This is a genomic window from Hahella sp. KA22 (assembly GCF_004135205.1).
GTDB lineage: Bacteria > Pseudomonadota > Gammaproteobacteria > Pseudomonadales > Oleiphilaceae > Hahella.
Genome location: NZ_CP035490.1, coordinates 2,193,439 through 2,216,487, shown reverse-complemented (window position 1 = coordinate 2,216,487; position 23,049 = coordinate 2,193,439). Strand labels below are relative to the sequence as shown.

Sequence of the window (23,049 nt, the reverse complement as noted above, 5' to 3'; positions counted from 1 at the left end):
CTCGGCGTTAGCCGGACAGGCCTCAGGGAGTGGTCCTACTGGTTGGGCATCATTGAAGAGATATTAGGTGAAACGTGGCAAGCCCAGAGATGGGCATTTGCCGTTCATCCTATCCATAACTCGACTAGACCGAATGGGAGGAAACAAGGCTAGCCCCGGTCTTTATTCTTCGCGTCCGCGTCGGATTGCTTCTTTTCCTCTTCCGGCGGCACGTCCATAAATTGAGCGAGTTCTTCGGCGGTAAATTCAACCATAAGCGGCTTAGCATCTGGATTGTTCCTCTCCTCTTCCATCGCCTGCTCCATCAGTCGAGTAAGCTCTTCCGCCGAGGCGTTCATCAACTTCTCTTCCAGCGCCCTCACTTCAGGCTTGTTCCCTTCCTCTCTTATTTCCTTAAAACGCTGCTTTCTTTCCGCTTCCTGTCTTTGATATTCCTCCCACTCGGCGTCTTGCTCCGGCGTACTCCATTTCAGGGGCTTGACATCCTGGCTCAGTTTGGAGTCGGGGTAACTCCGCTTTATTTTTTCGATCTCTTCCCTCAAGGACGCAGAAGGCTCCAAGGTGATGCTGTTGATGATCTGCCAAGTCAACTCGTAAAGAGGTTCGGGAGAAATCGCAGCGTCCTTTTGAGAAAGACTTCCGGGCTCATACTGACCAAACCCGAAATTAAATAAAACGCAAACATCGTGATCAAGGGAAAACTCAAAGTACACTCTTCGAGAATGATCAGGGCCCATCACTGGACGCAACTCGTAACTCATAGAGGGAACAGGCAGATGGTCGTGAACTTGCCAGTTGTATGGCGCTTCATAGGTACTTTTACCGTGATAAAAGTCATGACCATAATTTCTTGTAATTTCACTCAATACATAGCTTTCAAACGCACAGGGAATTAAAAGCGACTTATCCCGAGCGCAGGGGGGGCGCTTCTTGACGGTCACCGCCAATTCCAGGTGGCCAACATAGCTGGAAAAAACCGCCTTCCGAAACTTCCCGCACCACGTCAACAGCCGAAAGTATTCAAAATCAGAGGCAATTTCCTTCTTGTACGCCGCATCGGTAAATATGTTGTAGCTCTGTTTTGGCTTTACTTGTGGCTCGGAAGGCACGATTGGCGTATGCCGGTTCAAGCAAACCGACAACTTCGAGCCGGACAAAAGCGTGCTTTCCCGCTTCGCGCTTTTAAAATTAGGCCCTATGGGAATACAAGGCCCGCTTTCTTTTTGCTTCCGATTGAAAAAACCCATCGTTACATTCTCCCGCCTATCATAGCGTTAGGCGTTACTTTCTAAATCCTGCTATCCAGGCTTCCAGTTTCGGTTTGACCATCCCCTCAATCGCCGCCTGATTGCTCGGCCATTGCGCCATCGAGCGCATATTGTCGACAAGGAAGGGCACCGTCACCCCTGCGCCTGCACCAACGGCTGTGACGACAGCCGAGAGGCCGCCATAGTACGCGGCGACGCCGGAAGTCACCGCCACGCCTATTTTCCACACATTACCGGCGGAGCCGATCGACCCCCATACCTCTTTACAGTAGTCGAAAGCCTTGTAGCTGTCGTCTTTCCTCAGGCGCTTGATGCTGGTGGTAACGCCCCAAAGATTTCCCGCCCCGGCCGCCAGCTCATTCAGGTTATTGAAGTTGTTGTGGGAAAGCTTGGCGTTCAACGTCATGCCCAATTCCTGGCTTAAATTGTAGGCTTTGTCCGGGTTGGTCAAGGGGCGACTCAGGTAAATGGTTTGCTTGCTTAACATAAGCCCGCGACTGCGGACGATGCTCATGGCCTGAGTGAGATAGGCCGAGCCGGCTTCGTGGGAGACCCAAGCGACCTTGACGCCCGCTTTTTCCGCCTGCTGCATTGCATCGGCAAGTATATAGGACGTTTCCATCAGGCGCTCGACATACTCGGGATTCAGGGCCTCCCTGAGGCTAATGCATCCGCCCACTTTTCCTTTGTCCCCTGTGCCTGGGGTATACATCAAGTTGAAGCCGTAGTCACCGACCTTGTTGTCGTTGAAAGGGCTGTTCTTTATATGAGCCAAGCCCAGATCTACCGCAGTCAAAATTTCTTCTTCGGGCGCGCCAATACTCACCAGGGCGTTATCAGCGGCATCCATGGAATGGGAATTGGGCAATCCGGCCTGCAGATTGAAAATACGATCCTTAATGGCGAGCTGAGCTTTATTAAGAAACTTGAATGCCCAGGTACTGTCTGGCTTTTTATAGGCATAATGCATTCCGGGCTTAGCGCCCTTTTCCTGAAGCGCAAAGTAATCGTCATTTACTTCAAGATGCGCAATGTAATAGCCGCCGGGAAGCTCTTTAACCGTCGCCTCACAGCCGGGCAACTTGAGGAAAAAGGTCTCCACTCCACCGGGAAAAGTCTGGCGCTTGACGTAAACATGGTTGTGTCCCAGCTTGCCGGATGTCAGCCGAACAAGTTCATTCTGCACCATGGTGGCCCAGTAATTGCCCTTTTTACACAGTTCTTGTATATCAACATAAGCACGGGCGGCTCGCCCGACGGCATAAACCGGTTTTCCCGCGCCAGGAACGCCGACCCGGGTAAAGTTGGAAGAGGCTTGACTCATAATTAATCCTTAAAATTCCTTGTGTCATATTGATAGTTGGTCTTCAGCCCAACAGGCTCCCCGCTCCGGCAAACAGGCGAGGGCACCCAGCGGCATAGAGCCGGGACGAGGTTATGGTGGCGGCGAATAGTATTGAGTTGTGCGCAATGAAAATTGCTTATAGCTGAAACAAAAGTTAACAAAGCCGACTCCCCTACACAAGGCGCCAGAGGGGTTATGCCATGTGGTCTACGGGGGAGTCCTTGGGTAATTATTACTGTTGAATCATCAGTCCTGATAAATCTGGCGGTGGAAGCGCGCCATCTCTCCCAGAGGCATTTCTTCCCATTGAATTGGCGTCCCCTCCCAATGAAAGGCTGCTTCCGTCATTTCCCTGATGAAGGAAACACTTGTTAGGGGTTTGCCAGCGGCGATACCGGCTGCGGCTTGCCTTAACAATTCGATTTCTTTCGGACTTTTCGACTGTTGTTGAAGGAAGTACGCGGACAATAGGAAACGCTCCCGCCATATATCCCGCTGAGCCTCAAAGCGCTCCTCGATCAACGCCTCGCTGGAGGGGTGTTCTCTGGTCCACTCGGGTCTTATCCATGAATGAGCCAGCTGGCGCATATCCTTGGCGAAGTCCCACTGATCAGCGGGCAGTTCTCCAACATCTTCCAGAGCATCCGCTATCTCCTCACAGTTCATTGACTCTGGCGACGACCACTCTCCCTCTACATGACTGATCAACCAAAGTAGCTCAGGGGCTGGTAAGCTTCCAGATTCTCTGTTATACAGCAGAAAATGACGGAGAACGGCTTGTATCGTCTTGAGTGGCGTCGTCTCCAGACGCAAATGGCGGATACCATGCGCAATCTGTCTGTCCAATTCCTCACGGTCAGGGAACGTCAGCAAGCCGCCCTTAGTGACCCCTTCTCCCTGCTGTAGACGGGCGCTCCAGATTTTCCAGCTTCCTTCAAACCACAGCACAAGCGATATATAAAACGCACCCAGTGAGTCGAATGGCGATACGTAACACTCGCACACCTGAGCCTTTGTCGTTTGTGCGACTATTCCGCCTATGCGCAGGCGTTGCAGGTCTTTGATGATGGCGTCGACAAACTGCCTTTCAGGTTCTGGCAACCACTTCCTAGCCGCAACCAGTCGCGCCAGATCAGCTTCGTTGGCGAGCGCTTGGCACTCCTGCTGCAGCCATGCGCCTATGGCGCTTTCCCGAACTTTACGAACGGGATCTATGGTGAGCATGACGGCGCAATCCCGCCATGGCGCTTCAAGGTGCAACAGGGCTCCCACATATAGAGCCGCCGCCCCTTCCGGCATTTGAGCGCCTAAGTGGGTCAGCGTATGCAGCAGGTCCCATTCGGTCTGGCACTGATTATCCCTAATGATCATACGCATCGCCTCGATCAGCGATTTCATAGTGGGGGTTCCAATGACGGGCGGATAATCCTGGCTCACTCTACTGTTTAATTGCGCAATGACTTCTTCGCCTATTTCGAATCTGGCGTAGGTGGCGCATTGAATGACTTTGCGAATCAGCGTTACGTCAACATCGTCCTGGAGCGCGAGCATCAAGCGACCGTCAATCCATTGATTTATCTCAACAAATCTGTCACGGGCTGGACAATTGTCGGCCACAACGTTCAGGACGGCCAAAAGCGACATGAACAGAATATTGGCGATCGCTTCGCTTTCGTAAGGCAGATTAGTTACAAGCGAAATGTCCACCAGTTCCTGAAGCAGATGCCTCTCGTTGTCTGCGAGTTGCTCCAACGCGTGAAGCGTCTGAATAATTTCGTATTGGCTTCCTTCCTTTTCTTGTTCCTCGGCGGAAGCTCTGAAGATATCGCAAATGAGTTCTTGAATGAGTTTTTGTTGAGAGTCTGTCACGTATGTGTTCCGGCGCTTGATTCTGAGACTGGAGACCATAATCAAGCGGGAACGGCGTTGCAATAGACAGGGAGCGTCCACCCTTGTGAGCAGACAGCCTTCTTTGAACCAAGCTATAGAGGGTCGATCTACCATCTTCAAGTATGGCTCCGCTTCAATAGCTGTCAATCACGTTGCTTTCACAAACGACTGACTCACGGAAAGAAGCTTCTCTCCGCTTCCCACCTTGGATATCCCGCCCTGGTAATTGCGCCTAAGAACGTGTTCACGATCTTGTTTGTATCTGAGAAGATGAACGGATGCGAACCAAGAAACACCCGAGCGACATCAGTCGCGAACAATTCGAGAAGATTCAGCCGTTGCTGGAGCAGGCGCGGCGCAAAACCAAGCCTCGAACGATAGATTTGTATGAGGTGTTTTGTGGGGTGCTGTATCTGCTGCGCACCGGTTGCCAGTGGAGGGCCCTGCCCAGCGACTTCCCCAAGTGGCGCACGGTGCACTCGTACTTTGCCAAGTGGAGTGAACCTGATGAAACTGGAGTGAGCCTGCTTGAGCGGGCGTTAAAAAAATCAGGTTGGCGAGAAACGGGAGCGCAACGCCTGCAGCACGCTCTTGATCGTGGACGCGCAGAGCGTGAAGAACACGGACACGACAACCGTCAAAGGCTATGACGCAGGCAAGAAGGTTTCGGAGATCAAGCGCCACATTGCGGTTGATATGCAAGGGCTGCCGCATGCCGTGGCGATCAGTACGGCCGAGGTGACCGACCGCAAGGGGGCGTTGCAGGCGCTCGAGCGCTGCAAACCGGGTCTGAACCGCGTGCAAAGTCTGTTGTGTGACAGCGGCTACACAGGGGAGCCCTTCGCCCAGGGAGTACGAGACATACTGGATGAGCATGTCACAGTGCAAATCGCCAAACGCAGCGAATTACACACCTTCAAAGTCATGCCCAAGCGCTGGATTGTAGAGCGCAGCTTTGCCTGGCCCGACAAAAATCTGCGGCTGTGGAAAAACTGCGAGCGCTGGCTTAACACCAGTCTGCAGTTCGTCCATTTGGCGTTCTTGGTCTTGTTACTCAGAAGATCGTGAACACGTTCTGAGAGAAGAACTCCCTCGTCTCTTTAACCATGTCAAACAGCCCAAGCTGGCTTTTTACAATGCAGGAACGGATATATTGAAAGGCGACAAACTGGGTGGCCTGAGCGTTGATTATAACGGGGTGAAAGCGCGGGACCATTTCGTTCTGGACATGCTGGCCACACACAAGATTCCAACGGTCATTATGACCAGCGGCGGCTATTCCAAAGATTCTTACCGGCTGATCGCAGATCTGGCTCAGCACTTATTGGAAATGCCTTAATGACTCGCATGCGAGGCGAATGTGTCCCCCGCCGCTCAGGTAGAGAATGAGCCGCCATTGCAACGGCTCGGCTTCGCCTACAACTCGATCGTCATAAACAAGCTATTGGGATCTTCGATATAGTCCGCAAACGGGCCGCACAGAGTAAAACCATAGTGCGCGTAGAGTTGGTGGGCGGGTTGAAAGGCCGCCATAGAGCCGGTTTCCAGGCTGACGCGACGGTAATTACGCTGACGCGCTTCGTCTAGAATATGACGCAACAAATGAGAGGCGACGCCTTTGCGAAGGTGGGTAGTCGCCGTGCGCATGGATTTCAACTCGCCGTGCCCCGCGTCCAGCTCTTTCAGCGCTCCGCACCCCATCAACTCAGCGCCGTCCCAGACAGTCCAGAAGGTTACCTCAGGCTTTTTAAGGCCCGTCAGATCCAACGCATGAATGCTCTCCGGCGGCGAATTCTCCGCCATTCCCCGAAGATGTTCCTGTAACAACTCAGCCACTTCAGGGCCGCTTAGATCATCAATCCTGATTTCCATAACAAACCATTGCATTAAGTGGAAAACAACGCAGGCGCAATCGCCGGCAGGTTATACAACCCTGTACGCTCGGAACATGTGCAGAAATTTATGATTATTGCGACGGGAGTTTAATATAGCGTCGCGCATTTGGCGACGCTGCAGGGCAAGAACGCTCGATTCAGCGTTGAAGTGGATTACAAAGTCTGACTTTCCAATATTCGGCTGTTCATCGCCTGAGTCAGCGCTTCCATTTGATCGTCCACATTGGCGCGGATGACGCCGAAGTTGCTTTCGATCTGGCAATCGCCGTCGCCCAGGTTTGGGTCGGCGATGACTTCGAACTTTTCCAGGCCCGGGTAGAACTCCAGCGCCTCCTTGATCTTGGCGCGTACTGGCGCCGCCACGTCGGTGGCGATCTTGACCGTTACCTGCGCGCCTTCGCCAATGTGGTAGAGCGCTTTACGCACCACCTGATAGGCAAGCTCTTCTTTGTCGAATTCATTAAGTATCTTGCGCACGGACTCAATCACCAGATTGGTCAGCGTCTGCTCTATTTCCTGATAGGAGTGAATGATTTGCGCGGCGTTAGCGAGCATCAGCTCCACTTGCTTATGACGCGCCTCGCGCAGACCTTCCTCGAAGCCTCGCTTTTTCTCTTCCTCATAGGCTTCCCGCGCCTGCTGCATAATCATGTCAGCCGAATGCCGCGCCTCAAGTATGGTCTGCTCAGCATCTCTTAGCTGGCGATAATCCTCTGACTTGAGTACACCTGCGGGGCCAAAGTCAGCCTGGGAGTCGTTCAATCGAATAACAGAAAGCATGATGGGTCAATCTCCCGGTAGAGTTTAAGCATGAGGCGTTGCGCTTCCTGAATCTGCTCAGGCGCAGCCTGTCGCATGAATGCCGCGTCGCACATGCCGCTAACTGCATGAGGTAATTTCAACGCCAGACGTTTGACAACGGATTGGGGAACGCCGGTCAGCGCACAGGCCAGCATATTCAGGCCTGCGGAGCGCAGTCCTTGGGACACGGCTTGCTGATCCATCCAGTCCGCAATCCCGAGATCAATACAAAAGGCCGGCGCATTTCTGGCCAGAAACGGCGCTTTCGACACCGCGAAACGATGCAGTTCCGTCGGCGCCGCCACCGCTTCTGCACGTTTGGGAATGCGCGCCGAATAGGCTAAGGCGCCCCCCAGCATGATCATGCGTTGCAACGCCTCCCCCGCCAGCAAAGGCAGTCTCTGATGAGAGGCGGCGAAGTCACAATCCATGGTTTTGACCAGCCCGCAACGCTGCAGAATATAGTCGGACATAACTTTGCGGCTGTCCGGCCGCCGCCACAGGCGCTCAATCGCTTCCCAATGCGGATCATCGCTCAGCCAACTGGAATCCAGATAGTCCGCCGGGTAGCGATAAAAATCATGGACCTGTCGCAACATCAGGTTACGGTAACGGGCCGAGGTGGGAATAAGGTCGATCATGCCAGTTTCTGGATGGCCGGAGTCTGAATTTTACGAGGAATCCAACCCGCTCTCACCGCGTAGTACAAGGCGCCGACAAGCAGCAGCACCAGCAACGCGCCGATACCCGCCCACAAATACATCATGCCGCCATTGGATACTTCCTCAGGAGACGTGATCCGCTTCAGGCTCGATGGAAACAAAGCGACGGAGACTTGGTCGTAATCCAGGCCGAGAATACTGTTGGAGACCAGCGCCTTAATCTTCGGCGTCAGGGTTTCGATTGGCGCATCCTCGACGTATTTGATAAATACCGAGGCAGTGCTGGGCTTGGGATTCTTGTCGAATTTATCCCCTTCCTGCATCACCACATGCACCCTCGCCACCAACACGCCGTCGATGTTCGACAATGTGTGCGACAACTCCTGGGAAATGGCGTAGATGAAGCGCGCTTTCTCTTCAGTGGGCGAAGAGATCAGGCCGTCTTTAGCAAAGATATCCCCCATGGTGGCGAAATGCTGCTTTGGATAGCCTTGTCTCTGCAACACGCTGATGGCGCGGGCCACCTGCTGCTCAGGCAGCTTCAGACGCACGTTCTGGTCTTTACCGGCGCCCAGCACTTCCATCTCCACGTTAAATCCCGTGGAACGGAGAATCGCATACATCTCATTGCCTTCCTGCTGGCTCAAACCGCTGTACAGCTCGGTCTTGCAACCGCCCAGCAGCAGTAACAGCAAACACAGTCCGGACCGCCAAATCTGTCGCTTTTTCATAGCATACCCTTCAGTCTATTGCGCTCTTAACAGGCTTTCCGCATTTTTGTTGACCTTACTGGTCACCGCCAACGCCATCTGCTGCTGAATGGAAATCTGACTGACTTCAAAGAACAGCTTGTTGGCTTCCGCCGGCGAGCTGACAGGCTGATTCATACGTTGCTCCAACGCGTGAATACGATCCTGATAACCCTTACCCATGGCCTGCAATTTGTTCAGAATAGTGTCGCCCAGGCTGATGAACGGTTTTTCCGCGTTCTGAGTAGCATAGGTTTGATGCACCACCTGCACATTGCTCGCCGCATGCGGACGTCCTGCTTCCATTACCTCTGTAAAGCGGGCGATTTCATGAGCGTTGGCGCCGGAGCTGACCGGTTGCGCAAAGTCTTTCTGAAGCGCCTGATCCGGCGCAACGGCGGCTATTGCTGCATCCATCGCTTACCCCTCCGCCGCCAGCAGAATTTCTTCCGCCAGGGAACCCTTGAAGTCAGGGTTAGAGGTCAGACGAGGTATCAGCTCTTCCGCATCCTGCGTGCGCCCGGACCGTTTCATGGCGAACACCAGCAGCGCCAGCGCATCCATGTTTTCATAGTCCAGCGCGGCCAGATTATCGGACAGCAGCTTGACGCCGCTTTCAAAATCGCCGCCGGCGATCTTGGTCGCCGCCATACCCAGTCCTGCGGCAGTATGACTGGTTACGTCGTCGGCGATCGCCGCCACGCCGCCGAAAATCACTTCAGCGTCCTGTAACCTGCCCTGCTCACAAGCCAGTACGCCGATTTCCGACACCCGCTTGATGAGATTTTCAGGATATAACATAAGCAAATCCTCTCAATTTTCCTGATATTCCCGCCGCCACTCTCATCAGAAAGCCTGCGGCGGGGATAACCGGGCCCAAAATAAGCCGGGCCCGAGAATCGGATAGCGTTAAGCTGCCTGACCGATCTTTTTGATGGCGTCCATGATCAGCTTGTGAATCAAAGACAGAATTTCTCTTTCCATCGCATTCTTCTCAGCCTGGGCATACAGATCCTTCAGCATGGCGTTCATCGCTTCAGGAGAATCCGGCACAGCGAAGTTGGATGCGTCGTCAAGAGTCATGCTGGTGAAGTTATTGCTTACTTCCGCCATAGTGTTTTCCTCACTAAATATTCAAGTTTCTATCGAGATTACTCTTCGCCCGGTAGGGCTTGTGCTTCAACAAACGGTCTTCCAGACCGTCTAACGCTGAAGTTTGGACCAGGTCTGCTCCAGCACGACGATGGCGCGGTCAATACTTTCTTTAAAAGCATTGTGGCGTTTGAAGTCGTCCTGATTCAGACCGGAGTTCAGTTTGCGCCGCACGCTGGCGGACGCATTGGTTAATTCATTGATCACGTTTCTCAGCATGACTCCGCCAGAGTCCTTACTGATATTTTCCGCATTGATTTCGGTGTCTACGGGTTGATTTCTTAACATCGGATTTAACATGCCTAGTCCACTCCTAATCGATATTGGATCAGTTTGTCTCCTCTGCGGAGCTGCAACATATGAGGGGTGATTTCCTCCACGCGGTAGCCATAGTTGAGCTGGCTGCCGACGAAGTACTTTTCCCCGTTGCTGAGTACGAAGAACGGGGTTTTGCCCATGTAAATGCCTTTCACCACCAGATTGGGCAACGGCGCCAGCGCCATCTTGGTGTCTGCGGTGACCAGGTCTTCGAACCCGATAACCCCTGGCACGTCCACTTGCAAACGTCCACGGTTCTTTTTCCACGCGACGTCATCGTCCACGTTGCCTTTCAGCACCAGAAAGCCGGGGCGGTCCCCCTTGAACACAGACACGTTGGAGTAGCCAAGGGCGGTCAGCGCAATTTCGGCGCCTTTAATCAGCTCATCGGTCACTTTCACCTTGAGCGTGGCCTGTAGTTTTTTCGACTCCAGCCAGCGCGCCAAGCGATTTAACTCTCCGGCGTCGTTCACGTAGCCTTCCACCAGCCAGCTCATCCCATCCGCAAGCGCGAGAACTTTCACATTGGACAATCCCAGTGTTTGCGACAGCTCGCTTTGCAGGTTGGCGCGGTCAGCGGCGACAACGCCTTCTTTGGATTTCTCCGCATTGGACATGGAGCCTACCGCCAGCATCATCAGCAGACCGGCGCAGGCGCCCATCACGCCCAGCCCAACCTTCATGCGATTGAAGGTTTCCGACCAGCTGCGACTGGGCAGCGGCGTTGTTGGCGCACTGGCGGGAGCATCCGCAGCAGCTGCGCCAGACGCGGGCTTAGGCTGCGCCGCCGGCGCTGCGGGGACCAACGGTTGCGGCCATTCCGCCGGACCGTTGGCGACGGCGAACTGGAAGTCATCGACAGCGACCGGAGTCACTTCTTCCACCACCAAATCTCGTTGCTCGGACACTTCGCCATTCAGTAACAAGCGGCTACCCTCCTGCAGCAGAGTCAGGCGTATTTGCTGTTCTTCGACTTGCAGTGAAAAGTGCGCCGCGAGCAGGTTAGGCTCCTGAAACACCAGATCATCGTTATCGTCGCTACCACACACATACTTGCCAACGACCAGATCCAGTTCGCTTCCTGCGTGAGCTCCGGAGAGAATTTTCAGCTTCCAGTCAGACATACGCGCTCTTACCAGTTATTTACCTGTTGCCGGTCAGTTCACTGCTTGCAGTCACTTAACCGTTGAATCGCTCATTCATTCCGCCGTTCCGCCGCGCCCGTTGTATCAACGGGTCAGCGGGTGGCAGCTGTTAATCATGCTGGCGTCGCCTTTCAATGCGTCAGGGAACGCCTTCGCTACTCTTTGAGTGTCATCGCAGCGGGAATAGTTTCCGATGGCGACGGAATAAATTGGCTTTTCTCCGTTTTTCTCGACTTCCATCTGAGTAGGGAAACCGCGCGAGTCGAAGTACTCACGAATCGCCACCGCGCCTTCTTTGTTGGAGCTGCCCACCTGGAAGGCGTAGCCGTAGATCTTGCGGCCGTTAGAAGCCAGTCCGCCGGTAGGAATATCGATGATCTTTGGCGTCATCAGGAACAGCTTGACCATCTTCTTGCGGTTATGGTTGGTGGTGCGGAACAGCATGCCCAACAGCGGGATATCCTTAAGCAACGGCACGCCACCGACGGACTCGCTCTCATAATCCTGGAAGAAGCCGCCGATCAGCAGACTCTGCCCCAGCCCCACCACGGTTTGCGTATTGATGCTGCTGGTCTTGATGACGGGAATTCGATCCACCTCTTCACCGGTTTGCTGCCCGTCTTCAATGGTGACTTCCAGGTTGATGCCTTTCTGTTCCTCACCACGCTGAATATGCGGCGTCACACGCAGAACCGAGCCCACCGTGACAGGAAACAGATCGACCTGTTCATTACCCTGCACACGCACATGGAAGGTCGTGCTATCGTCCAGCACCGCTTCCAAATGCTCGCTGGTGACCACGGAGGGTCTCGACACCACCTGCGCATCGCCATCCTCCACCAAGGCGTTTACCTTGGCGATGAAGTAATCCAGGCCGGAATCCAAGACCGTGGAGAAAGTCGCGTCGGCGCCGCCCAGGATCGCCAGCTGGTTTTTGTTTGGCGCGGGAGTCTGCTTGTCGATGCCGCCGTATCCGAATTCGCCCAGCTTCCGGTCGCGGGCCTGCCAGCTCACTCCCAGCTCTTTCAGGTTGGTGGCGCTGACGCTGATAATGGAGACATTCACTTCCACCTGTTCAGAAGGCTGATCCAGATTGCGCACCAGAGCCTTGTACATGGGCATGCGCTCCAGACGGTCGTACACGATGATGGAGTTAGTGCGGCCATCCGCCTCTACCCAGGCGCGCTCGCCGGTGCCCGGCATATCCGACGTCACCGGGCTGGATGTTCTCTTACCTTCCAGGACGCCAACAGGCCCGCCAATGCTGGTTTCTCCGCTTTTACCCTGCCCTGCGGCCAAAGCGCCCCGCAATACGGAAGCCATCCCGGGGACCACCACTTCTTTGCCGCGATAGCTTTGCACACGATCCGCCGCCGTGGCGTAGCGCAGACGGAACATCTGCATGGAGTACTGATCGCGACGGGGCATCGTCACCACCTGGCTTTCCAGCACAGAGGCGGTTTCCTGAATCAGATCCACCATGGAGGACGGGCCGGAGATATAGACCATGCCTTTGTCCGGCATCTCCTTCCAACTGAAGCGTTCGTCCCAGATGCCGACTTTCTCCACCGCACTGCGTAGTTGCGACGTTTTGATGTTAGTCAGCGTAATGATGCGGCTGACGATCTCATCACCGCGGAAAAAGTGCAGCGTCGAGCCGTCGTAGTACCACTCAAACTCAAAGGATTTGCCCAAGATGTCCAGGAACTGACGCGGCGACTCTCCTTTGAAACTGCCGTTAACCGTCCCTGCGATGCGGGAGCTCACCGTTACCGGAATACCGTAACTGGCGGCGAAGTTCTTCAATACGTCCGTCAGCGATTCACCGTTGGCGTACAACTCATAAGGCGAATTGTTCCAGCGGGGTTCAGCGGCGAATGCGCCGGAGCAAACCAATGTCAGCAACAGAGCGATCAAGCCTTTAAATTTCATGCCTTACTTCCATCAATGTCTTTAGTTACTATTTTTCAGGAAGACAAATAGCTTCCTTTTATTTGTCTACAACGACAGGCCTTGTCTCCCGCGGCTAGCCGCCGCGCAGGCGCATCCATACGCCTGATTATTCTGAAGTCATTCCATTCAGAACCGGGTATGCGGGGCCAGCACAGGAATATCTCGGCGAGCGTAGCCGCCAATAGCGCCGGTAATCTCAGTCATGCAATCCAATGCGTGCATGAAGGACTCCAGCAGTTTTTCAAAATCGAACAGGGACAATTCTTTCGACGCCATACAGCGATACAGACACAACGCATCCTGATTGACGTCGATATAGAGGGATTCACGATGGGAGTCGGCATTGGCCAGCGCCGCCTTCAATGCGGTTCTGACGCACTCGCCGCGCTCTCGCTTTTCATCCGGTAGCTTGCGCACCTGGGCGGCGACGTAGATCTTGCCGGCGGACTCAAAAAACCGCACCGGATTGGCGTCCACATACCATTCAAAATGGCCTCCCGGAGTCTGCTCCAGATCCGGCATGCCGTATTTCTTCGCAAACTCTGCAATCAGTTTGTTGAGTGTCGTGCTCATAGTTCTGTCCCGTTTCGCCTGATGCCTTAGGTCTATCGGATTGGTAACGGCTAATCGCGAACGGTTGCGAAAATTTTTACACGACCACTTTTTCCTGATCTCTGCGCAACTTCACCGGCGCAGTGGTTACTCACCTTGCGGAAGCAGTTGTAACTCCAAACGGAATATCTAACCCATGACAGGTCGGGTCCGCAGGTATTTGATGCAACAGCGGTCCGGCATTACTTGCTAAAGGCCGCTTTTATGAATATCGATACTCTGATCGCCGACCTGGCGAAACAGCTGCAGTTAGAAGATTCACTGCAACTGGACGAACATGGCTACCTCTCTCTGGAAGTGAACGACACCCTGGTTGTGAATCTGCAGTGGCATGCGGCGGACGAGCATCTGATCATTTTCTCCCCTTTGTTCAAACTTCCTGACGACAGCGAAGAACCTGAGACGCTAAGAAAGCAGAACGCCCTATTGAAAATGTTGCTGGGCGCCAATTTGTTCTGGCAGGGGACGGAGGGAGGAACCCTCTCTCTGGACAATGATTCCGGCTGGCTCTGGTTAATGGACAAGTATCCGTTCAGCGTCATTGCGCCTCCCGGCGTGTTGAGCCAACGCCTGCTCCAGCATATTGAAACGGTGAAAGCCTTCGCGGAAAAAGGCCATGATCCGGCGCCCACGCGCAAACAGGCTGGCGATGACTCTCAGGCCAACAAACAGTGGATTCAGGGTTAAAGGAGCAGGAAATGGAAGTCAACCGTCCCTCCGTACCCGTCCCCCAGAATGTTGGCCCAGAGCAGATACCATCACAAAACACCACCTCCGTCCCCGTATGGCTCGGGGAAAACACCATTCGTCCCGCCTCCGCCGAATCTGCTCCGACTCTAACGACGCCAGAGAAATTCAAGGCCTGGGCGGAAAATCATGACCTAAACCTGACCGGCTACCCGCAGGCAAAAATAGAACGCTACAGCGAAATTATCATTCAGGATCTGGAGCGAAAAAATCTTGCAGAAGTGCTGGAGCAACCAAAGTCCTCCGCTGGCAATGAAGCCATTGTTAAGAACCTTTTCGAAAAGCTTAATCTGCAAGAATTCATGGGCAAAACGCCAGACCCAGGTCTGGATCTCTCCACGCCCAAAGAAATTGGCAAACTCACGCAAGCGTTACAGGACATCTTGGCCAGTAAGCTTGATGAGCCGCAGCGAAGGGTCTTTAACGAAAAGTTCAACCCTCCCCGGGAAATCCAGACCGCCACGGATCACCTGGAAGTGCTGAATCAGATGAACTTCGCGCTGAAAGAGGTCAACCAGCTCATTCCGTCCAGGTTCAGCGTAGAAACCGCTGCAGTGACCAAGCCACTCGCCAAACATGTCGCCAACCGCATCGTCCAGCAAGAGCGCGAAAAAATAAAAGAAGAGGTGCTGGATAAACTGAAATACCTCAACAATTCCGGCGCCAGCAACAATCTGGCGGTGGAAATGGATTTGGGCGTGAATATTCTGCACACGCCGCTCAAAGCAACAGTCAACCTCAGTCACAAAGAGACAGCGCAAACCTCACAGGCGCTTGGCGTGCTGCGGGAAAGAACCGATGCAGGCAAGTTCGGATTTGAAATCAAGCTGCCAATCATTGAGGCGGGTCCATCCGTCGGGGCGACAGTCAACCTGTCCCGCACCTCAGGCAGAGGGTTCGATAACGTCAGCGACTTTGTCGATCACTTCACTAACAGCGTGCTGGATCTCACTTTGAGTTCTCCTGGGGCGGCCAAGTCAGCCAAAGCGCTCAAGAAAGCCGTGGCCAGCGATAGTGATATTCTCACTCAAAGCGATCAAATGAAGCTGAAATTGCAGGACTTCCTGAGAGCTCACGGCGAGGGCGCATCCAATTTAGACGAGTTGCGAGACTGGCGTAACGGATCAGTCGAGCTGGCTTTGCCGGAACCGCGCAGCATACCCGCCTCTGCGGCTTACAAAGTCAATTCTCTCTCCTACGGCGGCTTCGGCAAGCTTGGATTCAAGGCCGCGGATGTGAAAGTCAATTATGAGCACAAACATACTCACATTCATGTCAAAGGAGAGACCTCGCTAACCAAAAAGATGATGGAAGACGAGGATCTACTCAAATCCCGAACGGAAAAGTTTGAGAATCGCGCTCAAGACGACTTTTTTGAGCGACTTGGCGCGCTTAAAGAGCACATATCCCGTATTGAAAACGCTTCCACAACCTCAGAAGAAACTCATACTCAAAACCCGGTCAACGCTCTGCCTCTCACTGCAGCAAATCTTGAATTATTCGGAAGGTCTCTGAATCGCAGCCCTTCCGCCGCCTCCGAAGAAAGCTTTCACACCGCGTTGCAGGAGCCCCCTTCCCCGGGCAGCCTTTCCGGCAGAGCCAGCTCGGAGTCGCTGAACTCCATGGATGCGCTGAGCAACAACGAAGTAATCGTCAATCGCAGTCCAACCGTTGTAAGCGGGGAGTCCTTTTACACCGCCAGCCAGGGCGGCCCTTCGGTCATCAGTGAAACCAGTTCTATTGCGAGCTCAGAGGAGCGGCCAGCAATCGATCTGGTTCGCGATCAACTCAAAGACATGGCCTTGGAAAACTTTGACAAATTACTGCAGTACGAAGGAAATACACGCTCACATGACACGTTGACCAAGGGCTTCGGACGCGTTGAGCATAACCTGCGCAAAGTGGTTGGCATGGGGCCCAAGCATCTTGAATCTGCAATCAAAAGAGAGATGGAGAAAGAAGTCGGCGTAAAAGGCAGAGCTTCCCTGGTGGAAGGCCTAACCGTTCGTCACGCCAATATCTTCAACGAGTTCGTCAAAACTTATCGAGAGGAGGCGGGGGAAGCGCCGGAGACTACACTGAAGAAAGCGCGTGAACAGGCGCCGGAAACCATCATGGCGTTTGAGACCATCAGCAAACACCTGGAAACGCCGCAAATGAAGTTCAGCAAAAACGACTTCGCGCAAATTCGTGCGCTGGAATACAGCCAGCCAAAGGAAACAAGCCACAAAACCACCCTCACCCTGGACATCGCCTCAACTGCTACAGCCACAATCGAGCATACCCGTCGTAAAATGCGCAATAACGCCAATATCAACTACAACGGGGCTTTTCACGACATAAAAATCACCATCAAGGGCAGCGTAAGCCCGGATGCTATAGAGAAAATCAAAGAGCTCGCCAGTAAAAAGGCGCCAGGATTAGAAGACGCGGAAGTCACGGAGATACTTTCCAACGCGGCGGAATCAGCTTCAGGCGCAGCGACGGGTTCTGGAGCCGCCACAGTTTCAGCCTACTTTGAACTGAAAGACGGGGGCATGAGTTTCGGGAGGGTGCTGGTCGGCGGCGAGCTGAAGGTCGGCGGCAAAGCAACGATTCCTACAGACACGGTAACTCTGGAGGTAGGCGGCAGCGTCGCCGCGACCCACGAACGCCCCATCAAAGAGTTCATTGGCAAAGACAACCTCAATTACTTCAAAACCCAGTTTGACGGCCTGGTAAGCCGTAAGACCATAGCGGAAACGCCTCGTACGGGCGATGGCTGGGAGGAACTCACGAAAAAATTTGATGGGCATCTGGACGCCATGATGACCAATATGGCGACCCCCACCAGCAAAGTGCGAAAACAGGTGGATGAGCTATTTGCAACCTGTCAGCCTCATGCTCAAAAAGAACATATGGAAAAAGCCGAAAAGGCGCGGGATGAATTCTTTGTCGCATGCGAAAAAATGGCTCAGGGAGCGCAGGAAGGCTCATCTGCGACAGCGGACGACTTGAAAAAAGAAGCTTTGAGCGCTTTCCGTCTGTTCCTCTATGACTTCAAGGATGGCGTTCAGAAAGATTATGAAAAAGCAGTCAAGAAATTGAGTTAAGGCGCCTTAGGTCTCACAGGGTGATCCCGCGCCCATGATCGCGGGATCACTTGTCTCCTAAAAGGGGAGCTTACATTAGCGGCATTACCGATTCCTTCAGCGACGTCCGCGCCCGAAACAGGCGGCTTTTCACACTGGGAACAGTGATGCCCAGTTCATCCGCAACGCGCTGATAGGGATAGTTTTCAATCGCCACCCATTCAACAATCTGCTGTACGTCCTTCGGCAACATGCGAATGCTGTATTCCAACTGCTTGATGCGATGCTCCTGCTGCAGACTGGCTTCCGGCGTGTCGGATTCGTTGTGCGCCTGATCCAGCACATCATCGGAAACAAAGTCATATTTGTACTCGGGAGAGCGATTGTAGTGATTGCGAATCAGGTTGTTGGCGATCCCCAAAATCCAGGTGGAGAATCGGGATTTTCCTTCAAAAGAACCGAGTCCCTGCTGCGCCCAAAGGAAGGTATCCTGCACCAAATCTTCGATATCCTCCTGGCGCGACACCCGGTTGCGGATAAATCTGTGCAATTTGGGACGCTGTTCACGAAAAAGCATATCCAATGAATTCGGGCAACCGCTTCTGGCCTGACTAACTAACTGATTGGTCTCATCGTATTTTATTTCCATCGTTCCCATTCCTTTTGTTGACGGGGGGTGATGGAAACGATGGTCGGTCACACGGGCTTTTGAACCAGTTTCAGATAAGCGTCAGATTCGACGCAGATGCATCTGATCCCTTGAACTGAACCGATCTGACACTGACGGTTCATTTATTCAATAAAAAGTGAACCTGACATAATGAACTTAATCCGATATACGCGCGCAAAGATATAAATGACTGTCGGTCAGTGTTAGAAAATATATCGAAAACTCAAACTTCAATTAAAACCGGCATGCATTTAACTTTTTGTAATTAAAAAAGAAAAAACATTACCGCCATATTATTAATATATTTCTTAAGTAACGCGAAACCCCGCGAAGTTTCTGGGCCGTATAGATATATGGTTAGTACGATAGACTTAAATGGCCTAACCAGTGGACTATTTGCATAGGCCAAATTAAGCATTTAAATAATCTCTCTGAGGGATAATCCTATGGCTTTGTAACGGAATGTAAGGCCGACTTCGTATAAAAACGTATTTTTCGCCTTTTGTATCCTAAGTAACTTGATGTACTGTTAGGTTTCGTTACACAAAGAAGGTCTGTTGTTTCGAACGATAACAGGGAGCGCATTCATACGATCTCTGTGCGGCGTTGATGTCTGGAACTCTATTACTCGCGTCGCTTTACACTGGAACAGCCACACTCCGCCTTCTGTAAAACAGATAGAAAAAATAGCGGAAAGCTAAGCGTTATCAGCGCCTCATACAGGCGCATTTCGAGGCGCAACTCTGAAAAATATTGATAGTTTTTATTGAAAGAGAACATCTGAAAAGTCAATGACGTTTTTGTTGTTCTCGTGTCGCTTACCCTGATAACTTCCGAATGAAAGCGTATTCATAAAAAGCTCGGAAGCCAGGATAAAAGTCCCTGAAAACAATGGTGTATGGGAATTTCAAGCTCACAAAAACAGGAAGCGTTTGAGGTGATTCGGAGAGAGACCGAACAGCAGTCGTCAGCGCTCAACGTAGTAAAGGATAACAATATGCGCCAGAGTTGCAGACCCGGCAGGGTCCGTTTGCATCGAAACCGCTTGTTGGAGCTTAGACAAGGCCTGGGACTGAGTCAGGAACAGGTCGCTGACGAATGCCAACAGCAGAGACTGTACGTGTCCGTTTCATCCCTGAAGCGGGCGGAATTGCAGCGCTATGTATTGCTGCGCACAGCTCATAACCTGTCACGCTTCTACAACGTGCCAGTGGAAGAGCTGATTGTCGCGGAAGACGCCTCTGAGCCGGAGACGCCAGCCTCCCCCACAGAAACGCCAGCCGTGGTTCAGCGTGAAAGTTGTGATCCAGTAAGCATGCCCATTCACAGGAAAGTGCTTGGTTTGTGCCTCGCGGGCGAGCTGGACCTCAGTAGTCTCGCTCCCATGATGGATGAGCTGGACGTCGCTGTGCACTATTCTTCGCCGTCATTCCATGTGTTACTGCTGGGCGCCGCAAACGCCCATCAGAAGCCAACCGCTTATGCGATGCGAGTCATCCGCGCCATCGCCCGACGCCATCCGGATATTGTCGCGCTGGTGAAGCCCATCCAGGCCGAATTCAGCCATCACGGAGCCCTGCATTGCCAGGCGCGCCTGCCGATGAGCGAACGCCTTGGCATTGAACGCTTCGCCAAGCAGCAGTTATCCGGCGTGGTTCTGGTGCACAGCGAGTTGTTTCATTGCAGTCGCCTGGAATACAGCTTTGTCTATAAATCCAATCCGGCCTACGCGCCCGGACCATGGTATGCGCTGACGGAATCCGCGCCGCCGGTGCTGCATACCATCGGTCGCGATCAGGAACGGGCGTATTTTCAGTCCCTGCTGACCCAGCTAAAAGCAGAGGGCGAAGGCGCCTGGTGCAATATCAGCGGCGTGGCGGGCATTGGTAAAACCCACTTGGCGTTAGCCTTCGTGGAAGAGGCCGCCAAACAGAATCTCAGTCGCGTCGTTCTGCGCAACACCTGTGATGACAAGTCCAAGCTGCATCCAGGCGCAGAGTTGATCCGCCGACTGGCGAACTTGCAGGAGGTGGACGAAAACAGGCTGCTGAACCTGTTGGTCAATTTCTGTATCGATAGCCACTGGTATCCGTTCATCTATCATTTGTTCGGAGTCAAACGCAACGATCCACATCCCAACGACTGGATGGTGGCGAGTATGTCCCCTTACCTGTTCCAGAAGAGTTGCCAACAGGCCCTTGAAACCCTGCTGATTGCACTGCTGGGACAACGAGAGCTGATCGTTGTGATAGAAGAGATACATCAGCTTGACGAGGACATGCGTCTCACTCTAGAGGCTTTGGCGAATCTGACGCCTTACTGTCCGCTCTTGCTGATCACCAGCAGCTATACGGATTTCATCGCCGGCTTCGACCAGCATGACGTCAAAACCATCCGGCTGTTCCCTCTCACGCAACCTCAGGCGAGAGAGCTGGCGCACGGCCATGGCGCAGCCAGCGAAGAGTGGCGCGAGCACTGTGTTTTAAAAGCGCAGGGGCATCCGTCATTCTTAATCGATTTACTCAATCACGAGCATTTAGGCGACGAATTGCCCTTTAGCATCACCAACATCATCGCCGCCAAAACCGAGCGCTTGTCCGCCCGCCTCAAGTGCGCGCTGGAGCTGATTTCCGTCAGTCAGGACGGTTTTACGCAACCCCAGTTGGAAGAGTTGATGAACGGCCCACTGGAGCGTTTCGCGACACTGCTTAGTCTGGGTGTCCTGCACCCTCATGGCGAACGCTGGTTCTTCACTCATAATCTGTTGCGGGAAGCGGTCTACCAGTCCATGCCGGAACAGGTTCGCCGCGAACGTCACGCCATGGCGGCGGAGTGGATTCGTGATCGCGACCCGGTGCAATACGCTATCCATCTCGCTAAATCCGGCAGCGATCAGGCATTGCCGGAATTGCTGGCGGCGGCGGAGCGGCTGATTCAGGACCAGCATTTCAAACAGGCCAAACAGCTGCTTCTGCTTGCCGAGCCGTTTCTACAGGACGCCAAGTGCAAATGTAAAACCTATCGCATGCTGGCGTTAGCGCTAAAGTCACTGGGAGAGACGGATAAAGGCGTCAAAGCCATTCTGTCCGCCATAGATCACTGTTCGGATGAGCGCGACGCCAGCCACGATTGGCGCATCCTGGCGGAGATGTATTATCAGCTCGGCCGCACTGAGGATGCTCTTCACGCCCTGAACTGTGCGGAAATTCTGACAGAGCGCTATCACCAGCATGAGCTGGGCGCCAGACTGTACGAGCTGCACAGCGAAATACTGCTCAGCAAAGGTCATGTGGTGGCGAGCCAGGAATACCGCAAAATCGCGATGAAAACCGCCATGAAAAGCGATCATTGCCCCCCCAAATGCGATATCAGACAGGAGGGGTTCAGCCCCTACGGTGGATTGGGGCCCAATATGCCCAACTTCGCCCCACAGACGTGCATGAATAAGTAGATAGATAAGTTAATAAATTTAATAAGTTAATAAATATAAAAATCGCCCCCAACTGCGTCTCAGTATTACTTGTCGGTGAGACGTTGAATTAATCGCCGCAACCTTCGTAGCGCAACGGTTACCCAACAACAATAACAGGGTTAACCTGAACCGCCGAAGGTGACGATATGTATCCGCTCTCGAATATACTGGCCCGCGAGGGCATCCCTACACGCCCATACTCCCTCTTGCCCGGAACCCGCCCCATTGGCGAAACCGCTTGTTTTCAACACGCCGAAATCACCTATCGCCAGGAAGAAGACGTGCTGACGATCATTCTGTACCGACGCCTGCAACGCACAAAGGGTCTTGGCAACGCATTTGCGGAAATGAGATGGCTGCTGGACGTTATTCGCAGACACGCGCCGGACATCAGAAAACTGGTCACCACCGCGATGCGCATAGAGCATGAAGACGGAGGTCCCGTTCCCTCCCCGGACAAACTATTGACGTTCTATAAACGCTATTTCAACGCTATCGACGACGGACGCCGGGATGGGCAGGATTGGTTAAAGCTGGAACTGAGGACGGCGGAAGCGCATTAAGCGCATCCGCTCAGAGTTCAGGACGCTCCAGAGACGCCCTCACGCTCGCCAATTCCGTGGCGACGACGGCGGGATTCGGTTCGATTTCCGCCAAAACCTGAGACCCGACGATAATCATCCGGATCATACGCTCCAGTTGATCGCTGATCTCGGCATGCTTTTCGAAAGGGAGATCCAGTGCGGTGGCGGCCACTGCGAACACCAACCGGGTGATCGCCTTGGACACCAGCTCCGGCTGCATAATGCCCGTGCCTTTGGATTTGGCGAGGCGCACCAAGTCTACGCAAAGCTCTTCTTCAAAGAAGCACAGTTGGCGTTCTACCGCGTATTTAAATGCATCTGAGCCGACATTGCCTTCTCGGAGCAGGATATGTAGAAATTTTTCATCGGCGCTTAGCTGTTCGACAAAGGCCTCGACGGAAGAGCGCACCACACTGGTGTCCGAGCGCGCGCGATTGCGGGCTTCGCCAATGATTTTCCTGAGAGAGGTTCCGGCGCGTTCTATAAGAGCCACCGCCAATTCATCAATATCTCTGAAATGCCGGTAAAAACTGTTGGGCGCAATGCCCGCTTCCCGGGCGACTTCACGCAGACTTAACGTGGACACGCTGCGATGCGGCCCGGCCAGCTTCAATGCAGCTGAAATTACATCTTCCCGCGAGATAACCGCCTTACGTCCCTGTGGCGTTCTGGTTGCGACAGACTCAAGTTTCTGCTCCTGATTCAATGCACTGCC

The 23,049-nt window shown here is 53.4% G+C and carries 22 protein-coding genes; 6 read left to right on the top strand and 16 right to left on the bottom strand.

Going from position 1 to position 23,049, the window contains the following annotated elements; translation table 11 throughout:
* Nucleotides 1-149: 149 nt before the first annotated feature.
* From EUZ85_RS09970 to EUZ85_RS09960, 3 genes are all read right to left on the bottom strand, one after another.
* The gene (locus EUZ85_RS09970; protein WP_127969151.1) at nt 150-1,247 is read right to left on the bottom strand and encodes a hypothetical protein; all 1,098 of its coding nucleotides are present in this window, start codon (nt 1,245-1,247) and stop codon (nt 150-152) included.
* A gap of 34 nt (nt 1,248-1,281) precedes the next feature.
* Complete coding sequence (locus EUZ85_RS09965) at nt 1,282-2,592, bottom strand: hypothetical protein (RefSeq protein WP_127969150.1); 1,311 nt, start codon at nt 2,590-2,592, stop codon at nt 1,282-1,284.
* Between the two features lie 267 nt (nt 2,593-2,859).
* Entirely contained in the window at nt 2,860-4,482 is a 1,623-nt protein-coding gene (locus EUZ85_RS09960; RefSeq protein WP_127969149.1) for a hypothetical protein, read from the bottom strand.
* 299 nt (nt 4,483-4,781) lie between these two features.
* On the opposite strand from EUZ85_RS09960, the gene EUZ85_RS09955 reads away from it, so the two are divergent.
* Together EUZ85_RS09955 and EUZ85_RS09950 are read left to right on the top strand one after the other, a co-directional pair.
* Nucleotides 4,782-5,571 (top strand): IS5 family transposase gene (locus EUZ85_RS09955; protein ID WP_241567003.1). Its coding sequence is split into 2 segments (ribosomal slippage): nt 4,782-5,045 and nt 5,047-5,571, totalling 789 coding nucleotides; the frame shifts between segments, so codons are not numbered across the junction.
* The gene (locus EUZ85_RS09950; RefSeq protein WP_241567002.1) at nt 5,459-5,842 is read left to right on the top strand and encodes a hypothetical protein; all 384 of its coding nucleotides are present in this window, start codon (nt 5,459-5,461) and stop codon (nt 5,840-5,842) included. The genes EUZ85_RS09955 and EUZ85_RS09950 overlap by 113 nt, the downstream gene beginning before the upstream one ends.
* 77 nt (nt 5,843-5,919) lie before the next feature.
* On the opposite strand, the gene EUZ85_RS09945 is transcribed toward EUZ85_RS09950, so the two are convergent.
* The 11 genes from EUZ85_RS09945 to EUZ85_RS09895 form a co-directional block, all read right to left on the bottom strand.
* Nucleotides 5,920-6,375, bottom strand: coding sequence for a GNAT family N-acetyltransferase (locus EUZ85_RS09945; RefSeq protein WP_127969148.1), 456 nt, complete (start codon nt 6,373-6,375; stop codon nt 5,920-5,922).
* 176 nt (nt 6,376-6,551) lie between these two features.
* The gene (locus tag EUZ85_RS09940) at nt 6,552-7,178 is read right to left on the bottom strand and encodes an HrpE/YscL family type III secretion apparatus protein (RefSeq protein ID WP_127969147.1); all 627 of its coding nucleotides are present in this window, start codon (nt 7,176-7,178) and stop codon (nt 6,552-6,554) included.
* Nucleotides 7,157-7,840, bottom strand: coding sequence for a SctK family type III secretion system sorting platform protein (locus EUZ85_RS09935; protein ID WP_127969146.1), 684 nt, complete (start codon nt 7,838-7,840; stop codon nt 7,157-7,159). Before EUZ85_RS09935 ends, EUZ85_RS09940 begins: the two co-directional genes overlap by 22 nt.
* Nucleotides 7,837-8,592, bottom strand: a complete 756-nt coding sequence (gene sctJ, locus EUZ85_RS09930; protein WP_127969145.1) for a type III secretion system inner membrane ring lipoprotein SctJ — start codon at nt 8,590-8,592, stop codon at nt 7,837-7,839. The genes EUZ85_RS09935 and sctJ overlap by 4 nt, the downstream gene beginning before the upstream one ends.
* Before the next feature lie 15 nt (nt 8,593-8,607).
* Nucleotides 8,608-9,027, bottom strand: a complete 420-nt coding sequence (locus EUZ85_RS09925) for a hypothetical protein (protein ID WP_127969144.1) — start codon at nt 9,025-9,027, stop codon at nt 8,608-8,610.
* 3 nt (nt 9,028-9,030) lie between these two features.
* Nucleotides 9,031-9,411 (bottom strand): hypothetical protein, encoded by a 381-nt coding sequence (locus tag EUZ85_RS09920; protein ID WP_011398870.1) that lies wholly within the window; start codon nt 9,409-9,411, stop codon nt 9,031-9,033.
* A 108-nt stretch (nt 9,412-9,519) separates the two neighbouring features.
* Complete coding sequence (locus EUZ85_RS09915) at nt 9,520-9,723, bottom strand: hypothetical protein (RefSeq protein ID WP_011398872.1); 204 nt, start codon at nt 9,721-9,723, stop codon at nt 9,520-9,522.
* A gap of 90 nt (nt 9,724-9,813) precedes the next feature.
* Nucleotides 9,814-10,062 (bottom strand): hypothetical protein, encoded by a 249-nt coding sequence (locus EUZ85_RS09910; protein WP_011398874.1) that lies wholly within the window; start codon nt 10,060-10,062, stop codon nt 9,814-9,816.
* A gap of 2 nt (nt 10,063-10,064) precedes the next feature.
* A complete protein-coding gene (gene sctD / locus EUZ85_RS09905) occupies nt 10,065-11,204 on the bottom strand; it encodes a type III secretion system inner membrane ring subunit SctD (RefSeq protein WP_127969143.1) in 1,140 nt (379 codons plus the stop codon).
* Between the two features lie 105 nt (nt 11,205-11,309).
* The gene (sctC, locus tag EUZ85_RS09900; protein WP_127969142.1) at nt 11,310-13,157 is read right to left on the bottom strand and encodes a type III secretion system outer membrane ring subunit SctC; all 1,848 of its coding nucleotides are present in this window, start codon (nt 13,155-13,157) and stop codon (nt 11,310-11,312) included.
* Between the two features lie 147 nt (nt 13,158-13,304).
* The gene (locus tag EUZ85_RS09895) at nt 13,305-13,751 is read right to left on the bottom strand and encodes a CesT family type III secretion system chaperone (protein ID WP_127969141.1); all 447 of its coding nucleotides are present in this window, start codon (nt 13,749-13,751) and stop codon (nt 13,305-13,307) included.
* A 243-nt stretch (nt 13,752-13,994) separates the two neighbouring features.
* Between EUZ85_RS09895 and EUZ85_RS09890 the strand changes: the two genes are divergently transcribed.
* Both EUZ85_RS09890 and EUZ85_RS09885 read left to right on the top strand, forming a co-directional pair.
* Nucleotides 13,995-14,477: a type III secretion system chaperone gene (locus tag EUZ85_RS09890; protein WP_127969140.1), complete on the top strand. Its 483-nt coding sequence runs from the start codon at nt 13,995-13,997 to the stop codon at nt 14,475-14,477.
* Nucleotides 14,478-14,488: 11 nt separating this feature from the next.
* Nucleotides 14,489-17,629: a hypothetical protein gene (locus EUZ85_RS09885; RefSeq protein WP_127969139.1), complete on the top strand. Its 3,141-nt coding sequence runs from the start codon at nt 14,489-14,491 to the stop codon at nt 17,627-17,629.
* Between the two features lie 70 nt (nt 17,630-17,699).
* On the opposite strand, the gene EUZ85_RS09880 is transcribed toward EUZ85_RS09885, so the two are convergent.
* Entirely contained in the window at nt 17,700-18,257 is a 558-nt protein-coding gene (locus tag EUZ85_RS09880) for an RNA polymerase sigma factor (protein WP_164887215.1), read from the bottom strand.
* 1,018 nt (nt 18,258-19,275) lie between these two features.
* Between EUZ85_RS09880 and EUZ85_RS09875 the strand changes: the two genes are divergently transcribed.
* Nucleotides 19,276-21,729, top strand: a complete 2,454-nt coding sequence (locus tag EUZ85_RS09875) for an AAA family ATPase (RefSeq protein ID WP_127969137.1) — start codon at nt 19,276-19,278, stop codon at nt 21,727-21,729.
* A gap of 167 nt (nt 21,730-21,896) precedes the next feature.
* A complete protein-coding gene (locus tag EUZ85_RS09870) occupies nt 21,897-22,313 on the top strand; it encodes a hypothetical protein (protein WP_127969136.1) in 417 nt (138 codons plus the stop codon).
* A 10-nt stretch (nt 22,314-22,323) separates the two neighbouring features.
* Here EUZ85_RS09870 and fabR read toward each other — a convergent pair whose 3' ends face one another.
* Nucleotides 22,324-23,040, bottom strand: a complete 717-nt coding sequence (gene fabR / locus EUZ85_RS09865) for an HTH-type transcriptional repressor FabR (protein ID WP_127969135.1) — start codon at nt 23,038-23,040, stop codon at nt 22,324-22,326.
* Nucleotides 23,041-23,049 lie beyond the last annotated feature (9 nt).

What these genes read in the sequence shown, in the direction of transcription:
- EUZ85_RS09970 (WP_127969151.1), bottom strand. Translation starts at nt 1,247, where the DNA reads ATGGGTTTTTTCAATCGGAAGCAAAAAGAAAGCGGGCCTTGTATTCCC.
- EUZ85_RS09965 (WP_127969150.1), bottom strand. Translation starts at nt 2,592, where the DNA reads ATGAGTCAAGCCTCTTCCAACTTTACCCGGGTCGGCGTTCCTGGCGCG.
- EUZ85_RS09945 (WP_127969148.1), bottom strand. Translation starts at nt 6,375, where the DNA reads ATGGAAATCAGGATTGATGATCTAAGCGGCCCTGAAGTGGCTGAGTTG.
- EUZ85_RS09940 (WP_127969147.1), bottom strand. Translation starts at nt 7,178, where the DNA reads ATGCTTTCTGTTATTCGATTGAACGACTCCCAGGCTGACTTTGGCCCC.
- EUZ85_RS09935 (WP_127969146.1), bottom strand. Translation starts at nt 7,840, where the DNA reads ATGATCGACCTTATTCCCACCTCGGCCCGTTACCGTAACCTGATGTTG.
- sctJ (WP_127969145.1), bottom strand. Translation starts at nt 8,592, where the DNA reads ATGAAAAAGCGACAGATTTGGCGGTCCGGACTGTGTTTGCTGTTACTG.
- EUZ85_RS09925 (WP_127969144.1), bottom strand. Translation starts at nt 9,027, where the DNA reads ATGGATGCAGCAATAGCCGCCGTTGCGCCGGATCAGGCGCTTCAGAAA.
- EUZ85_RS09920 (WP_011398870.1), bottom strand. Translation starts at nt 9,411, where the DNA reads ATGTTATATCCTGAAAATCTCATCAAGCGGGTGTCGGAAATCGGCGTA.
- EUZ85_RS09915 (WP_011398872.1), bottom strand. Translation starts at nt 9,723, where the DNA reads ATGGCGGAAGTAAGCAATAACTTCACCAGCATGACTCTTGACGACGCA.
- EUZ85_RS09910 (WP_011398874.1), bottom strand. Translation starts at nt 10,062, where the DNA reads ATGTTAAATCCGATGTTAAGAAATCAACCCGTAGACACCGAAATCAAT.
- sctD (WP_127969143.1), bottom strand. Translation starts at nt 11,204, where the DNA reads ATGTCTGACTGGAAGCTGAAAATTCTCTCCGGAGCTCACGCAGGAAGC.
- sctC (WP_127969142.1), bottom strand. Translation starts at nt 13,157, where the DNA reads ATGAAATTTAAAGGCTTGATCGCTCTGTTGCTGACATTGGTTTGCTCC.
- EUZ85_RS09895 (WP_127969141.1), bottom strand. Translation starts at nt 13,751, where the DNA reads ATGAGCACGACACTCAACAAACTGATTGCAGAGTTTGCGAAGAAATAC.
- EUZ85_RS09890 (WP_127969140.1), top strand. Translation starts at nt 13,995, where the DNA reads ATGAATATCGATACTCTGATCGCCGACCTGGCGAAACAGCTGCAGTTA.
- EUZ85_RS09885 (WP_127969139.1), top strand. Translation starts at nt 14,489, where the DNA reads ATGGAAGTCAACCGTCCCTCCGTACCCGTCCCCCAGAATGTTGGCCCA.
- EUZ85_RS09880 (WP_164887215.1), bottom strand. Translation starts at nt 18,257, where the DNA reads ATGGAAATAAAATACGATGAGACCAATCAGTTAGTTAGTCAGGCCAGA.
- EUZ85_RS09875 (WP_127969137.1), top strand. Translation starts at nt 19,276, where the DNA reads ATGCGCCAGAGTTGCAGACCCGGCAGGGTCCGTTTGCATCGAAACCGC.
- EUZ85_RS09870 (WP_127969136.1), top strand. Translation starts at nt 21,897, where the DNA reads ATGTATCCGCTCTCGAATATACTGGCCCGCGAGGGCATCCCTACACGC.